This window comes from Bacillus sp. D48C (assembly GCF_053345735.1).
This window is the reverse complement of the sequence record NZ_JBKFAQ010000015.1, coordinates 43,793-59,460: the sequence shown is the minus strand read 5'-3', so window position 1 is coordinate 59,460 and position 15,668 is coordinate 43,793. Positions and strand designations below refer to the sequence as shown.

16 protein-coding genes are annotated in these 15,668 nt (G+C 36.0%); 6 read left to right on the top strand and 10 right to left on the bottom strand.

Features of this window, described 5'->3' with window-relative positions:
• Positions 1-92: 92 nt before the first annotated feature.
• From nirB to ACLBXA_RS25860, 5 genes are read left to right on the top strand one after another with little or no spacing between them, the layout of a single operon-like run.
• Positions 93-2,498 carry an NADPH-nitrite reductase large subunit gene (nirB, locus tag ACLBXA_RS25880; protein ID WP_000746933.1) on the top strand — a complete coding sequence of 802 codons (2,406 nt, stop codon included), beginning with the start codon at positions 93-95 and terminating at the stop codon, positions 2,496-2,498.
• A 15-nt stretch (positions 2,499-2,513) separates the two neighbouring features.
• Entirely contained in the window at positions 2,514-2,831 is a 318-nt protein-coding gene (nirD, locus tag ACLBXA_RS25875) for a nitrite reductase small subunit NirD (RefSeq protein WP_000616697.1), read from the top strand.
• 58 nt (positions 2,832-2,889) lie between these two features.
• Positions 2,890-4,314, top strand: coding sequence for a uroporphyrin-III C-methyltransferase (locus ACLBXA_RS25870; RefSeq protein ID WP_447617585.1), 1,425 nt, complete (start codon positions 2,890-2,892; stop codon positions 4,312-4,314).
• Positions 4,311-5,021: a sirohydrochlorin chelatase gene (locus tag ACLBXA_RS25865; protein WP_000676489.1), complete on the top strand. Its 711-nt coding sequence runs from the start codon at positions 4,311-4,313 to the stop codon at positions 5,019-5,021. The genes ACLBXA_RS25870 and ACLBXA_RS25865 overlap by 4 nt, the downstream gene beginning before the upstream one ends.
• Complete coding sequence (locus tag ACLBXA_RS25860; protein WP_000282583.1) at positions 5,014-5,487, top strand: precorrin-2 dehydrogenase; 474 nt, start codon at positions 5,014-5,016, stop codon at positions 5,485-5,487. The genes ACLBXA_RS25865 and ACLBXA_RS25860 overlap by 8 nt, the downstream gene beginning before the upstream one ends.
• A gap of 187 nt (positions 5,488-5,674) precedes the next feature.
• Here ACLBXA_RS25860 and ACLBXA_RS25855 read toward each other — a convergent pair whose 3' ends face one another.
• From ACLBXA_RS25855 to moaA, 8 genes are all read right to left on the bottom strand, one after another.
• Positions 5,675-6,052, bottom strand: a complete 378-nt coding sequence (locus tag ACLBXA_RS25855) for a hypothetical protein (protein ID WP_000043368.1) — start codon at positions 6,050-6,052, stop codon at positions 5,675-5,677.
• Between the two features lie 347 nt (positions 6,053-6,399).
• Positions 6,400-7,317 carry an AEC family transporter gene (locus ACLBXA_RS25850; protein ID WP_000583193.1) on the bottom strand — a complete coding sequence of 306 codons (918 nt, stop codon included), beginning with the start codon at positions 7,315-7,317 and terminating at the stop codon, positions 6,400-6,402.
• Positions 7,318-7,904: 587 nt separating this feature from the next.
• On the bottom strand, positions 7,905-9,074 hold the full coding sequence (narK, locus tag ACLBXA_RS25845) for a nitrate transporter NarK (RefSeq protein WP_447617584.1): 1,170 nt from the start codon (positions 9,072-9,074) through the stop codon (positions 7,905-7,907).
• 80 nt (positions 9,075-9,154) lie between these two features.
• Entirely contained in the window at positions 9,155-9,388 is a 234-nt protein-coding gene (moaD, locus tag ACLBXA_RS25840) for a molybdopterin converting factor subunit 1 (protein WP_000573687.1), read from the bottom strand.
• Positions 9,385-9,855, bottom strand: coding sequence for a molybdenum cofactor biosynthesis protein MoaE (locus ACLBXA_RS25835; protein ID WP_000951544.1), 471 nt, complete (start codon positions 9,853-9,855; stop codon positions 9,385-9,387). Before ACLBXA_RS25835 ends, moaD begins: the two co-directional genes overlap by 4 nt.
• A 44-nt stretch (positions 9,856-9,899) precedes the next feature.
• Positions 9,900-11,189: a molybdopterin molybdotransferase MoeA gene (locus ACLBXA_RS25830; RefSeq protein ID WP_098832542.1), complete on the bottom strand. Its 1,290-nt coding sequence runs from the start codon at positions 11,187-11,189 to the stop codon at positions 9,900-9,902.
• A 42-nt stretch (positions 11,190-11,231) separates the two neighbouring features.
• Entirely contained in the window at positions 11,232-12,245 is a 1,014-nt protein-coding gene (locus tag ACLBXA_RS25825; RefSeq protein WP_001158062.1) for a molybdopterin-synthase adenylyltransferase MoeB, read from the bottom strand.
• A 17-nt stretch (positions 12,246-12,262) separates the two neighbouring features.
• Positions 12,263-13,276: a GTP 3',8-cyclase MoaA gene (moaA, locus tag ACLBXA_RS25820; protein WP_000545009.1), complete on the bottom strand. Its 1,014-nt coding sequence runs from the start codon at positions 13,274-13,276 to the stop codon at positions 12,263-12,265.
• Positions 13,277-13,601: 325 nt separating this feature from the next.
• Between moaA and ACLBXA_RS25815 the strand changes: the two genes are divergently transcribed.
• On the top strand, positions 13,602-14,294 hold the full coding sequence (locus tag ACLBXA_RS25815; protein ID WP_000013863.1) for a Crp/Fnr family transcriptional regulator: 693 nt from the start codon (positions 13,602-13,604) through the stop codon (positions 14,292-14,294).
• Between the two features lie 136 nt (positions 14,295-14,430).
• Here the strand turns inward: ACLBXA_RS25815 and narI are convergent, their stop codons facing one another.
• A complete protein-coding gene (gene narI, locus ACLBXA_RS25810) occupies positions 14,431-15,120 on the bottom strand; it encodes a respiratory nitrate reductase subunit gamma (RefSeq protein ID WP_000969224.1) in 690 nt (229 codons plus the stop codon).
• Positions 15,121-15,137: 17 nt separating this feature from the next.
• Positions 15,138-15,668, bottom strand: coding sequence for a nitrate reductase molybdenum cofactor assembly chaperone (gene narJ, locus ACLBXA_RS25805; protein WP_000814226.1), 531 nt, complete (start codon positions 15,666-15,668; stop codon positions 15,138-15,140).

Genomic DNA, 15,668 nt, shown 5'->3' with positions numbered 1-15,668 from the left:
TGTGATAAATATCACATCTCCCTCTTTTTAAATTTTCTATAATAGAAATATAATCCTTTGTTCAACACTTCACATAAAAAGGGGAAACGAAAATGAAAAAACGTTTAGTTATGATCGGAAATGGTATGGCTGGCATACGTTGTATGGAAGAAATATTAAAACATGATAGTGATTCATATGAGATTACTATTTTTGGAGATGAACCACATCCAAACTACAATCGCATTATGCTCTCTCATGTTTTACAAGGCAAAACAAATATGCAAGATATCATTATGAATGAATATAGTTGGTATGAGGAAAATGAAATAACTTTGTATACAGATGAAAGGGTTCAAAGTATTAACCGAGAAGAAAAAATAATTATCACAGAAAAAAATCGTACTCTTACATATGACAAACTAATTATCGCAACAGGTTCTAGTGCTTTTATTTTGCCCGTTGAAGGTTCTACTCTTCCTGGCGTAACAGGATTTCGAACTATTGAAGATACACAATTTATGATTGATACCGCTAATGAAAAGAAAAAGGCTGTTGTCATTGGTGGTGGATTACTTGGCTTAGAAGCTGCAAGAGGTCTTATTGATTTAGGAATGGACGTATATGTCGTTCATTTAATGCCAAGCTTAATGGAGCAACAACTAGATGCCAAAGCAGCTTCTCTATTACGCGAAGATTTAGAAGCGCAAGGCATGCAATTTCTAATGGAAAAGAAAACTGTAAAAATTCTTGGTACAGACCATGTTGAGGGCATTCAATTTGAAGATGGTGAAGTTGTAGATTGTGATTTAATCGTAATGGCTGTCGGAATACGCCCAAATACGCAAATAGCAAAAGATGCTGGTTTAATTGTAAATCGCGGTATTGTAGTCAATGACTATATGCTAACAAATGATGAATCCATTTATGCAGTTGGAGAATGTGCAGAACATGACGGTATCGCATATGGACTTGTTGCTCCTCTTTATGAACAAGGTGCGATATTAGCAAAACATATAACGAATTTACAAACTGATGGATATACGGGCAGTATCGTCGGTACACAATTAAAAGTTGCAGGTTGTGATTTATTCTCTGCTGGCCAAATTTATGAAGATGACCAAACGAAAGCAATATCCATCTTTGATGAATGTAAACGTTCCTATAAAAAAGTATTAATTCGTGACAATAAAGTCGTCGGTATCGTTTTATATGGTGACACAGCTGACGGTACACGCCTCTTTAGCATGTTAAAGAAAGAAGAGGATATACAAGAATATACAGCCGCTTCCCTTCTCCACAAAGCTGGTGAAGAAAGTGCACTTGACGTTGCTACAATGAGTGCGGATGACACGATTTGCGGATGTAATGGTGTTACGAAAGGTACAATCGTTCACGCCATTTTAGAACAAGAGTTAACGACTTTTGAAGAAGTTAAGGGCTGTACGAAAGCCGCAGGTTCTTGTGGTAAATGCCGTCCGCTTGTGGAACAAGTTTTATCTCATACACTTGGAGATGCTTTTGATGCCTCAGCGCAATCTGCCGGTATGTGTGGATGTACAACTTTATCCCGTGATGAAGTCGTAGCGGCCATTCACGAGAAAGGCTTAAAATCTCCAAAAGAAGTACGAAATGTTCTTGGTTTTATACATGAAGAAGGCTGTTCAAAATGTCGTCCTGCTTTAAACTACTATTTACGTATGGCGATTCCAGAAGAATATGAAGATGATAAATCGTCCCGTTTCGTTAATGAAAGAATGAATGGTAACATCCAGCACGATGGTACATTCTCTGTTATTCCACGCATGTACGGAGGCGTTACAACAGCTGATGATTTAATGAAAATTGCTGAAGTTGCGAAAAAGTACGATGTTCCTCTTGTGAAAATTACAGGTGCAAGCCGAATCGGGTTATATGGTGTTAAGAAGCAAGATTTACCTAACGTATGGGCTGACTTACATATGACTTCGGGATATGCATATTCAAAATCGCTTCGTAATGTAAAATCATGTGTTGGTTCTCGCTTCTGCCGTTTCGGTACGAAAGATTCATTAGGACTTGGTATGTTGCTTGAACAATCATTAGAAATGGTAGATACACCTCATAAAATGAAGATGGGTGTAACGGGCTGTCCGCGTAACTGTGCGGAAGTACTGACGAAAGATTTTGGCGTTGTTTGTGTCGAAAATGGATACCAACTTTATATTGGCGGAAATGGTGGTACGGAAGTACGCGAAGCTGATTTTGTAATGATTGTCCCTACTGAAGATGATGTCCTTCGCATCGCTACAGCTTATATGCAATATTATCGTGAAACTGGTATTTATGGAGAGCGTACTGCCTACTGGACAGAACGTTTAGGCTTCGATCACATAAAAGAAATACTGCAAGATGCAAATATGGTCACTAAGTTAAATGAACGTTTCCAAAAAGCTCGTGGCACATATAAAGAAGCATGGGGACAAGCACTAGAAACGAAATCATTAAAAGCGATGTATGAAGTAGAAACTGTGAAATAAGGAGCTGTGATCTATATGATACAAACGAAAGAAAAAATAAAAGTTATGCGTGCGGAAGACCTTCCTATTCAAATCGGTAAAGAGGTGCAAATGAATGGTATGTCTATCGCCCTATTCCGCCTTTCAAATGGAGATATTCGAGCTGTAGAAAATCGTTGTCCTCATAAAAACGGACCGTTAGCAGAAGGAATTGTATCTGGAGAATTCGTCTTTTGTCCACTGCATGATTGGAAAATTTCATTACTAACAGGTGAAGTGCAAAAACCTGATGACGGCTGTATCCAAACATACGAAGTAGAAGTTATTGATGGTGACATTTATATAAACATGTAATTTACGAAAGGAAGCCTCCTCTGGCTTCCTTTTACATAAAAATAGAAGAGGTGCGATTATGAACGGATATGTATATTTAGTTGGTGCAGGACCAGGTGATGAAGGGCTTATTACAAAGAAAGCGATAGATTGTTTAAAGCGTGCAGATATCGTTTTATATGACCGTTTATTAAACCCTTTCTTTCTTAGTTATACAAAAGAAACATGTGAACTTATGTATTGCGGCAAAATGCCAAAGAATCATATTATGCGACAAGAAATGATTAACGCCCACCTCCTTCAATTCGCACAAGAAGGAAAAATCGTTGTCCGATTAAAGGGCGGAGATCCATCTATTTTTGGCCGCGTTGGTGAAGAAGCAGAAACTTTAGCAGCAGCGAACGTTCCATATGAAATCGTACCAGGTATTACATCTAGCATCGCCGCTAGTAGCTATGCAGGTATCCCCCTCACCCACCGTAACTACAGTAATAGCATCACTTTATTAACTGGGCATGCAAAAGGCCCTTTAACCGATCATGGAAAATATAATTCATCCTATAATAGCGACACGATCGCCTACTACATGGGTATAAAAAACTTACCTACAATTTGTGAAAACTTACTACAAGCAGGAAAGAAAAAAGATACACCAGTAGCCGTCATTGAATGGGGTACAACTGGTAAACAACGTGTAGTCACAGGGACACTGTCCACCATTGTTTCTATCGTCAAAGACGAAAATATTTCTAACCCTTCTATGACAATTGTTGGTGATGTTGTTACTTTACGGAATCAAATTGCTTGGAAAGAACGTAAACCATTGCACGGCAAGAAAGTTTTACTTGCATCTGCAACAAATAAAAAAAGCGCAATAAAGCAAATGTTACAAGAGTCCGGTGCAGAAATATATCAAATTCCAATTTTCCAAAAGAAAGAATACACATTAACCTCTGAACAAATTAATAAGATTTTTAACGTTGATCGTCTTGTATTTTGTTCCGCTGAGAGTGTAGACATCTTAGTGCAATCATGTAGTAAATATCATAAAGATATTCGCTCCTTACAGGCAGAGCTTCAGTATATGAACCTTTCTATTCAAGAAAAGCTTATGCAATATGGATTGTTAAGTAAACCTGCGCAATTTTCTTCGAATTCAACGATTTATTTAGGACGAAACATTAACCGAATTGCTGTTATTCAAGAAAAAATTGGTGCTGGTTCCTATATGATGACTCATGAGTACACAATTGATCATCGCTTCGATGAAATTCATTCCCGTATGCTTTCTGAATTCTCATGGGACAGCATTGTATTTGAAGGTCGTGCTTCTATTGATACGTTTCTAGCAGAAATAAAACGCATAGGCTTTATCAATATTCTTACCCTCCCATTCTCGTATACCGACGTTCCAACTTTACACTATGCGAATAAAGTCGGTTTTCATAATGTAGATGAGCAATTACAAGACATGATTATGAAGAAAGATTTGGTGGTACGATGAAAGGAATTGTATATGTTGGACACGGGAGCCGCTTACAAAAAGGTAACGAACAATTCATTCACTTTATTCAATCTGTTATAAAAGAACGTAACGAACGGATTCAAAAAATAGCTTTCCTAGAACTAACGACACCTACCATTTCGGATGCAGTTACAGAAGCAATACTAGAGGGTGCAACTGCAATAATGATTGTACCTGTTTTATTATTTGCAGCAGCTCACTATAAACGTGATATTCCTTTTGAGATAGAGAAAATACAAAAGCAATATCCACATATAACATTTTCAGTTGTACAACCTTTTAGTACACATCCACATATGGTTGAACTTGTAGTAAAAAGAATACGTGAAACTATGCCAATGCAAGGTAGTAGTGTTTTACTCGTAGGGAGAGGCAGTAGTGATCCACAGCCGTTACATGAATTACAACAAATCGGAGCAGTCGTCGAACGAAAACTCAGTATGCCAGTATCGTGCTCCTTTTTAACGAAAGGAACTCCCTCTTTTACTGCTGAGCTCAAGGCTATAACATCGACTTCATCCCATGTATATGTCATGCCGTACCTTCTCTTTACCGGATTATTACTTCAAAAAATTAAATTGCATGCAAAAAAATACGATCACGTTACAACTTGTAACTGTCTTCAGTTTGATAGATACATGAAGTTAACATTATTAGAACGAATGGAGGAATGCATATATGTATAACATGTACCCTCTTATGTTTAATTTAAATAAAAAAGTGGTCGTTATAGTTGGTGGTGGTAAAATCGCATATCGAAAAGCGTCCGGATTAAAGGATACAGGCGCTTTTGTCACCGTTATCAGCCCAGAAATTTGCGAGGAAATGAAGGAACTTCCTTATATTACTTGGAAGCAAAAAGCTTTTAGTAATAATGATATTAAAGATGCTCATCTTATTTATGCAGCTACAAATCAACATGCTGTAAATATGATGGTCAAACAGGCCGCCCATGATTTCCAGTGGGTTAACGTCGTAAGTGATGGTACAAAATCATCGTTTCACACACCTGGTGTCATCCGACATGATGAATATGTTGTCACTATTTCAACTTCAGGTAAAGATCCATCGTTTACGAAGCATTTGAAGCAGGAACTAACATCTATATTTCCTAAACTTATAAACAAGCTTTCTCGTACTCATAAAATGTAATCTATCACTTAGCTAAAATAGTAATTAACTTTGAACAAACGTTTTTTAGAGGCGTTTGTTCCTTTTGCTTTAGTTTCGCTTTTTAGGATCAGACAAACAATTGGACAAGAATCTGTGAAGAAAAATAGCGGCAACAATTACGGACAAAAAAAGCAGTTGCTTGAGAGCAACTGCTTCAATACAGGTTTTATATTGGATATTCATTCAACCAAATTAGCGCTTGTTCATAATCATCAAAAAATCTCACAGATTCTTTCGTATTAGATTGTTGTAAATAATCCATTATCTCCCCCTCTTCAAGGAGAAATGCAATTGCCTTACTGTTATTCAAAATGATTTCATTGAAGAACTTCTCTTTCCATACTTTTTGAACAGAAAAATGATTTGGCGTGTATCCTTTTCTATCCACCAACAATTTGTATTTCCGCCCTTCAGAAATGAATTGCTGACAAACCTGCTCAAAACCATTAAACCATTCATACACATCATCTGTTTTTATATTTCCAACTAGATGGGTAACAATTATATCTCCTGAAACTGTTGTGCTGATATTCTGTTTACTCAACTTGGAATCCCTCCTTAGTTACAATTTTGCGGAAAAACCGCATAAAATCAATAAAGAAAAAATTCTTACTTGACACTCCCACCCCATCGCTATCAAACTAAGCTCATGTAACGTCAATTATAAGCGAAATTGTGTCTTTTTTCGCAAGTCTATATGTAGATGCTTTAAAGATTTGCATCCGAAATAACCCCTAATGCGTTTCCTTTTTTTGAATTAAACTGCTTGATTATCAGACATGGTACAATTGTAAACGACACCCAATATATCTAAGACTGTTTTCTTCTCATATCGATGGGATTTCCGTCCATCATTTATCGCCTCAAATCTATTCGTTTTTGCACGTATATTCAAAACAAAATATATGACAAATAAATAACGACAGTTACTGTAACAATGCTGAAAAGTGTTGAAAATAAAACGATTTGCGCATGTAGTTCAGGCTCTATTTGATACTCCATAGCAATGGTTGATGTATTTCTTGAAGTAGGAAAAGAACTTGCAATAAATAATGATTGTGCAACAATACCATCAATGTTTAGTAGATAGATCATGGCAAGTGCTAATAATGGTCCTATCAGTAACCTTCCAATTAAAGCCCATGTTATGACTCGATGGAAAAAATTAAGCTTAATGTTAGATAATTGCGCTCCTAGCAATATGATTGCTATTGCAACAAAACTATTCGCAAGCTGATTAAGAGGTAGAAAGATAGAATTAGGTATTTGAATTTTAAAAGATTGAAAGAGAACCCCTAATACAAGCGCATGAAGTACAGGCAGTCTTAGAAATGATTGAATAATACTTCCGATTGTTTTTGTTGCTGATAGTAAGTTATATATCCCATATGAATAAGTTAAAAGATTCTGGAAAATCACAATAAAAATTTGAATGGAAACCCCCACTGGATTGTGACTGAAAATCAATTGACTTACTGGTAATCCATAATTACCGGAATTCATTAACGAAATACTATTTTTTAGAGCTGCACTTTCTCCTTTTTCTAACTTTAATGTTTTTGAAATGAAATGACTTACTATGATCAGACTCAAACTATAAAGCATTAAATAGTATATTATCTGGAGCAACAAACCTGTCTCTATACTAATATCATATATATTCATAAATACAGCCGCTGGCATCAAGCAATAAGTAATAAGTGTAGATAGCTGCTTTAAGTTAAATTGGAACTTCCTTTGTAAAATTGCACCAATTAGCAGCAATATTAATATTGGTAATATTACGTCTAATATAATAAAAATAATCATTTAAAACCTCATTCTACATATATTTTAGTTGGATTAAACGCTCTCTTTTCTTTAACATATCAAATATGACTCATAAATAAAATTATAGATTATTTATACAAATTCATAACTTTATCTTATTGAACTAAACTGTATTCTTTAGTTTAAGTGTACTTTTTTCACAATATCCGTTAGCCTTACCAAAAAATCTTGCCCTAAAAAAATCTGATACTGCAGTTACTATGCGAAGAATACTTACATCAATTCCATACTTGTCGCTTGAGTCACCTAACACACCTGATACTTGTTTATCTTGAGTGGACTTATATTTTTTTCATCTAAACATCCCGATTCAATTAAATATTTGCATTCTAAAAATGAGTTCGATCTTTAGAATAGATTTAAGATTTCCTTAACTAATCTGCCCTTTAATTAAATAACTTTTGACATCTATATTTTAAAATAAAATTCCATCAACCTTCTGTTTTTCATTTTAAAAGCACATTCTTATAGAAAACAAGCGTTTGTTGAGATAGCAATAAAAACATGTTGAAGCCTATTACTAAAAGAACCATCCCAAAATACTTTGGGATGGTTCTTTTTCCTTATTAATGATTCTTTAACATCACTAACAATTTCTCTTGGCTATACATCCATACTGTAATGATTAAACAAGCAAGTGCGACTTCTGATAACGCCATAAATCCAATTGCATAATGACCTGTTAATTGGAATAGTAATGTTAAAATTAGTGGCGGGAAGAATCCTCCTAGTCCGCCTAAAGCTGAAACGAGCCCATTTACAATACCGGCTTGTTCTGAGAAGTACATTGGAACGAGTTTGAAGATTGTACCATTTCCAATCCCTGCACAAAATGCGACTAGTAGGCAACCAAATGTATACACGTTCATACTAGGCATTAATGATAAAATAATACCTGAAAGTGTTAAACCGATAAATACGAAGATTAATATTTTAAATGGATTAAACTTATCACCGAGCCAACCACCAATCGGGCGCATAATTGTTGCGAGTACAATGAATCCGGCTGTCCGCATACCTGCATCTACTTTTTCTAATCCGAAGTGAGATACTAAAAAGTTTGGTAAGTATACTGTAAATGCGACAAATGATCCGAATGTTAAAAAGTAAAAGATACATAAAAACCAAAGTTTTTCATTTTTATATACACCTTTTATTTGTTCCATTAATGGTGTATTCACCTTTTTCTCCTTACGATCACCTAATAAAAAGTTCATAAGTGCAAATGCTGCAAGTAAAACTAAATAACATTGTACTGTCGTTCTCCAACCAACTGAAGTTGCGATAACAGGTGCTAAAAACGAAGTGATTGCTGTTCCGGCGTTACCGACACCGTAAATACCATTTACAAAACCGTGGCTCTCTTTCGGAAAGTATTTTGGTAAAGAAGTTACCCCTACTGAGAATACAGCTCCACCAATTCCTACAAATAATCCACCAATAATTAAATCCATCATAGAATTGGCAACACTAATATAAAAGACAGGAAATAATAATAGAATAAAACTAATAAAGAATAATTTTCTTGCTCCGAAACGATTTGTCCAATAGCCAATTGGAATACGAAGAACAGAACCTAAAATAACCGGTACTGCTGTTACCATAGAAATTTGTCCCGCAGTTAATGGAATATCCGCTTTAATATAAGGCATTAATGATGATAAAATAACCCATACCATAAAACCGATAACTAGATTAGAAGTTTGTAAACTTAATTGAAAATTAGGACCTTTCATCCTGTTCCCTCCTATGTATGCATAGTTATATTCATTCCCTCCAGCCTAATCACGTCCTAACATGATTAGGCTGAAAAGAATCAACCACCACTTACTGGCGGAATCATTGCTATGACATCGCCAGTTTGAATGATATCATCCTCATTTGCATACTCTTCATTTATAGCGACCATTATCTCACTTGAAATTGCTACGTTGTATTTCGTAATAAGGACTTCCTTTAGTTCAGCAACCGTAATATTTTCACAACCTATGTGTAATGCTGACTTACTTACTTCTTCTTGTAAATGTGCAAATAATAGTACTTCAATCATATTCTCATCTCCTTTCCAGGCTCACCATTTGCATACGCTACCTTCTCTAACTGATCACCTATCCATGACTCACCATCTTTCCAAAACTCTTTCTTCCATATTGGAACAATTTGTTTTATACGCTCCATAATATATTCGTTCGCCTCATAGGCAGCTTTCCGGTGTGGTGTAGAAACAGCGACGACAACAGCAAGATCAGAAATTTGTAATGTACCAATGCGATGTGTAATGGCGACATTTGTCCCAGGCCACATCTCTCCTACTTCGGTGCCAATTCTCTTAAGCTGTTTCTCCGCCATTGACTTATATGCTACATACTCTAAATATAGCGTACGACGGCCTTTCGTAAATTCTCTAACAGTACCAATGAAAGTCGCAACTGCGCCACATTCACGACGAATTACTTTGTTTGTAACTTCTTCAATTGAAATAGGTGTATCAATTACTTCATAATACGTATGTGCCATCTTGCACCTCTTATCTTTGTATAAGTTAGCAATCTATTTTTCTATTATTTGTATGATCGAAGTGGTTCTTCCCACGGCCACTCACTTCCGGCGCTTGATTCTAATAACAGTACCGAGACAGTTATTCCTGCTTTAAATCCTCTCGTTCCTCCCGGCAGGACGATACATGCATTCGCCCCTGCAAGTGAAGAAATTGCACTAGATTTGTCTAAACCAACTGGTGTAGCTTGCAATGTTCCATCTACAATTTCCACTTTCCCTCGTACAAAACGAGTAAATGGGTTTGCTTTCAGAAAGTCTTTCTGTAATATTGCCTCTGTACGATATACGTGCGAATCTTTTCTATGCAAATATGTTCCAATGACTGGCCGAACATATAATTCACAACCGACATAACAAGCTGAAGGATTACCAGATAGACCAAATAATAGTTTTCCTTCTAGCTCAGCTACAGTTGTCACACTTCCTGGTCGCATCGCTATTTTGTTGAAAAGCACATTAGCTCGTAATTCCTCATAAATAGCAGGTAAATAGTCATAGTCTCCTACCGAAACGCCACCAGTTGTAATTAAAATATCAACTTCTTTTATCGCTTTTTTCACAGTGTTATAACACGTCTCAAAATCGTCAGCGAATTGTCCATAATACTGTACAACTCCGCCCGCTCGTTCAACTTGAGCAGCTATCATATAGGAGTTACTATTTCGAATCTTCCCTGGCTTTAATTGTTCATGTACTTCAAGCAGTTCGCTTCCTGTCGTTACAATTCCGATAACCGGCTGTTTTACAACGTAAACGGTACTATAACCAAACGTAGAAAGAAGCGCCACTACTTCAGGGTTAATAACAGTCCCTTTTTTCACAAGGATGGTATTTTGTTTTACATCTTCACCTTTAAAAGAAATGTTATCCCCAGCAATAAAGGAGCGTTTCAATTTCATATAAGTCTTTTCACTTTCTTCAAATCCTTCAGTTAGCTCTAACATAACAACTGCATTACATCCGGCTGGAATTGCGGCACCTGTCATAATACGGACAGTTTGAAATGGTTTCACTTCTTCTGGAAAAACAAAACCTGCTCCAATTTCGCCAATCACTTCAAACTGAATGGGGTTACTACTACTCGCTTCTTTTGTATCTTCTGCTCGAATCGCAAACCCGTCGTATGGAGAGCGATCAAAGTGAGGGACATCATGATCTGCAATAACATCTTCTCCAAGAATTCTTCCGTAACTTTCTATAAGAGAAACCTTTTCTATTTCACCTTGATGAGCGTATTTCATTACACGTGCCACTGCTTCTGCCACCGGAATTGGTATACGTTTTTCTAACATTCTTTTTCACCTCGTTTTAATAAGGGGCAACGCTCTTTCTGTTCATCCTATATATTTTGCGTATAATCGTTTTGCTATTTTCACATCATTTGTTCCATGAATAAATGCCCTACCGTCTGTAAATAAAACGAAACGATATTCATCAATTAGAAATGATAGTAAGTAAGGCGTTTTTTGGACATGTACACTTTTTTGTAATCGTTTTTGAATTTCGTTTAAATTAAGATCTCTCTTTATTCCTGAACGGATTTGAACTGTATTCCGTCCGCATAGCACTTCCGTTTTCATCTGCGCTTCAAATGCTAGACTTGGATACGTTCGTGATTTCCCACAAGATGGACATGTACTTTTTTTCTGTCTATTTACTTTTAATGAAAGATATTGATTGTTCCAAATATCAAATGATAACATCGTTCCTCTTAACGACTCATAATCATCCACCAATATTTTCATCGCCTCTGTTACTTGGTGAGCAACGACCATTTGTACAGCTGGCTGAATGATTCCGGCTGTATCGCATGTTGCACCGCCCATAGGATGATCCATTAGACAGCGAAAACATGGTGTTTTCCCAGGAAGAATTGTATACGTTACACCGTAACTTCCAATGCATCCACCATATATCCAAGGTATATTTTCTTTTTGTGAAATGTCATTTATAAGTAGGCGCGTATCGAAATTGTCAGTCGCATCTATGATGAGATCCACTTCTTTTGTTAACTCTTCTATTTCTTGCATTGTGACATCCGTTACAACTGGTACAATTTTTACTTCAGAATTAATCTTCCTTACATGTTCTGCCGCTGCAATTGCTTTCGGTTTGCATTGCTGCGCATCTTCTTCTATGTATAACTGTTGCCGCTGTAAATTACTCCATTCCACGTAGTCACGGTCAGCGATTGTCAATTTCCCAATTCCCATCCTAACGAGTGTTTCTGCATTCGCAGCTCCTAATGCACCTGCACCAATTAGGAGCACATGCTTTTCTCTTATTTTTCTTTGTCCTATTTCACCAATTCCAGAAAACAATATTTGCCTTGCATATCGCTCTTGCATAGGGAATCCTCCTCTCACTATCCGCCAATGTAGGACATTTCAACTTTTGGACGTTGATTTGTACTTTCCGCCGTTCTTTCATCTGAATATCGATCTGTTCTATATCGCCATGTATGTTGTAAAATTTTTAATAGTGATGCATCAGAAATATTTCCTCGAAGAAGCGTTCGCAAATCCGTTCCTTTCGTTCCAAATAGACACGTGAAAAACTTGCCGTCTGCCGAGATACGAGCTCTCGTACAAGAAGAACAAAATGACTCAGATACTGAAGTAATAAACCCAACTTCTGCATCGCTCCCTACATATCGATACAATTTCGCAACTTCTCCAAAGTAACGAGGCTGAGCGGGCTCAACTGGATATACGCGATTAATCTTCTCTATTAATTGTTCCTTCGTAATAACTTGTTCAAAGTTCCAGTCGTTTGTACTGCCCACATCCATAAACTCTATAAAACGGAGCTGAATGTCTTGTTCTTTAAAATAACGAGCCATACGAAGAATTTGACTATCATTCATTCCTTTTTTTACGACCATATTTACCTTTACTTCTAATCCAGCAGCCTTTGCTGCTTCAATTCCTTTCAGTACAGGTTTTGTATTTACATTTCGTCCATTAATTTTTTTGAAGACATAATCCTCTATCGCATCTAAACTAATATTTACACGTTTTAATCCCGCTTCTTTTAACGCCTTTGCTTGTTTTGCTAAATGAATACCGTTTGTTGTGAGTCCAATATCTTTTAAGCCTTCTAGCTTTGCAAGTCTTGCAATTAACATCGGTAAGTCTTTACGCAATAACGGTTCACCGCCAGTAAGCCTAATTTTATTGACTCCCAGACTTATAAATAATCTCGCTAATCTTTCTATTTCATCAAACGTTAATAAAAGCTCTTCCTGTAAAAAAGCGTAATCAGGTCCGAACACTTCAGCAGGCATACAGTATGTACACCTAAAATTACAACGATCAATAACTGAAATACGTAAATCTTGAAGTGGCCGTTCTAAAGAATCTTTCATGTTCTCGTGCATCTATATCCCTTCTTTTCTGCTGTAATCCTTAGTAAGCTTTCATTTTTTTATTTGCCTTCATTATAAAAAAGAAGCTACATATTCAATGTGACTTTTCTCACATTACTTTCCCCATTCAAAAATTCTTCACAAATCCGTTCGAATTTTGTTCACATCTTTAATCTCATCCACTTTGTCTATTGAATTTTTCAAACTAAAAATTGAAAATCACTTCCCCCTTACGGTCATTGAAATTTCAATGTATTTTTAAAATAGCTCTTGCATTTTCATCATACTTACACTCAAAATAGGAAATGTATTGCTTATAAGAAGAAAGGTGATCACTGTGGCAAACAGTATGACATTATCTCAAGATTTAAAAGAATTACTTGCATCTGTTGAATATAAAATGCAAATTAAAAAAGGTAGTTTTATTTTTCAAGAAGGTATGGAGGCAACAGAGCTCTATATCATCCACTCAGGAAAAGTACAAATTAGTAAATTAAGTGCTGACGGGCAAGAATTAACACTCCGTATTTGTTCGGCATACGACATTATTGGAGAATTAACATTATTCACGGACAATGCGAAGTATTTATTAAATTCAAAATGCCTTGAAGATGTTGAAGTAGGGGTTATAAAGCGTGAAACCTTAGAAAAAGCATTGCTCCAAAAACCCGCACTTGTATTTGAATTTATGAAATGGATTAGTGAACATTTAAGAAGAATGCAAACGAAGTTCCGAGATTTAGTATTACACGGCAAAAAAGGTGCCCTGTATTCTACTCTTATACGAATGACAAATAGTTACGGTGTATTAAAAGAAAATGGGATTCTCATCGATTTACCATTAACGAATCAAGAACTTGCTAATTTCTGTGCAACTTCACGTGAAAGTGTAAATCGAATGTTAAATGAATTAAAAAAGCAAGGTACAATTTCTATTCATAAAGGAAAGATTACAATCCACGATTTACAATTTTTAAAATGTGAAATTGCTTGTGAAGATTGCTCTGCCTCTGTTTGTAGCATTGATTAGCATTTTATTTAGATGCTAATCTTTTTTCAATTTAAGCTACTTATTAACGGTTATTCCCTATATAAACAAAAACGAGGCCTTCCATATTAGACCTCGTTTCGTTTTAACCATTAGCTCCTATCCGTTTACAGCAGTATTATTTTTTCAACTCATTAGGAATACGTCTTCTGTAAATTACATAACTACGGCTTACATATTTAATTGGGGCACTAAATACATGTACAAGTCTTGTAAATGGCCATACTGCGAATAAACCCATTCCTGCAAGAATATGAATTTTAAACCATACTGGTACTTCCATCATATATTCAACTTTCGGTTGGAGAATAAAGAGACTTCGGAACCAAGGGCCAATCGTTGTACGATAATCAAATCCTTTTGAATCTATATTTAAAAATGTTGAAGAAAGTCCTGCTAGCATTACGATAAGTAATAAAATAAGCGCAATATAATCTCCCTTTGTACTCGTTGCAATGATACGCTTTACTGTTACACGGCGGTACGTTAATATAATTAAACCGATAATAGAAGCAATACCTGCCGGAAGCCCAAAACTAATTGCTACTACATGATACATATGCTCAGAAATACCTATTGAACGATATACAGCTTCTGGAATTAAAATCCCCATAACATGGCCGCCAATTACGAACATGATCCCAAAGTGGAATAATAGACTTCCGACCCGGAGCATCTTCTTTTCTAATAGTTCACTAGATTTTGATGTCCATCCAAATTGATCATAGTTGTATCTAAAAATATGTCCACCGATAAAGATCGCAAAAATGATATAGGGAAACAATACCCAAAGAAATTGATCCATCATTTTGACAACGCTCCTTTCTAATTTGTCTGTACACCCCATGTTTCGATAGCGAGTAGCACAGACGCAAGAATTGGTTCATACATACTACCCGCTTCTTTTAATTGAACATGTAATGCTTGTATATTTTCCGTGTATTTACTCATAATTGGTTCACTGTCTTGCTCATTTGCATTTGCAAAAAACTCAAGTAAAAGTGGTAAATAGTCAGGTAGTTCTTTATCTGTTACGCTAAAACCTGATTTTTTATAATGTTGTTTTAACTCTAGTAATTCAATACCTCTTTCTCTTTGTTCACCAGTGTTCATATAAGTAAGATACATATTTGTTTTCTTCCCAAAATCGAATGTATATACGTAACTATCAATGAATTGATCATTCGTTTTATCTAGCGCTTGCTTTATAAAGCCTGTAAGTGACGCTTTAACGTCTTCTTGTTCTATTGTTTCAACCTCTTCTTGCAATTCAGTTAAAGCTTCTCTCCACCCTAGTTCAGGATAGGAGAGAAGAAAAGAAGAACAAGAAAAAGCTGTTTGTAAACTTTGTTTCAT

Coding starts and splice junctions, on each gene's coding strand:
- narI (WP_000969224.1), bottom strand. CDS start 15,120: ATGATGGATCAATTTCTTTGGGTATTGTTTCCCTATATCATTTTTGCG.
- moaD (WP_000573687.1), bottom strand. CDS start 9,388: ATGATTGAAGTACTATTATTTGCACATTTACAAGAAGAAGTAAGTAAG.
- narJ (WP_000814226.1), bottom strand. CDS start 15,668: ATGAAACAAAGTTTACAAACAGCTTTTTCTTGTTCTTCTTTTCTTCTC.
- ACLBXA_RS25825 (WP_001158062.1), bottom strand. CDS start 12,245: ATGCAAGAGCGATATGCAAGGCAAATATTGTTTTCTGGAATTGGTGAA.
- ACLBXA_RS25835 (WP_000951544.1), bottom strand. CDS start 9,855: ATGGCACATACGTATTATGAAGTAATTGATACACCTATTTCAATTGAA.
- ACLBXA_RS25865 (WP_000676489.1), top strand. CDS start 4,311: ATGAAAGGAATTGTATATGTTGGACACGGGAGCCGCTTACAAAAAGGT.
- moaA (WP_000545009.1), bottom strand. CDS start 13,276: ATGCACGAGAACATGAAAGATTCTTTAGAACGGCCACTTCAAGATTTA.
- nirD (WP_000616697.1), top strand. CDS start 2,514: ATGATACAAACGAAAGAAAAAATAAAAGTTATGCGTGCGGAAGACCTT.
- narK (WP_447617584.1), bottom strand. CDS start 9,074: ATGAAAGGTCCTAATTTTCAATTAAGTTTACAAACTTCTAATCTAGTT.
- ACLBXA_RS25830 (WP_098832542.1), bottom strand. CDS start 11,189: ATGTTAGAAAAACGTATACCAATTCCGGTGGCAGAAGCAGTGGCACGT.
- nirB (WP_000746933.1), top strand. CDS start 93: ATGAAAAAACGTTTAGTTATGATCGGAAATGGTATGGCTGGCATACGT.
- ACLBXA_RS25860 (WP_000282583.1), top strand. CDS start 5,014: ATGTATAACATGTACCCTCTTATGTTTAATTTAAATAAAAAAGTGGTC.
- ACLBXA_RS25850 (WP_000583193.1), bottom strand. CDS start 7,317: ATGATTATTTTTATTATATTAGACGTAATATTACCAATATTAATATTG.
- ACLBXA_RS25870 (WP_447617585.1), top strand. CDS start 2,890: ATGAACGGATATGTATATTTAGTTGGTGCAGGACCAGGTGATGAAGGG.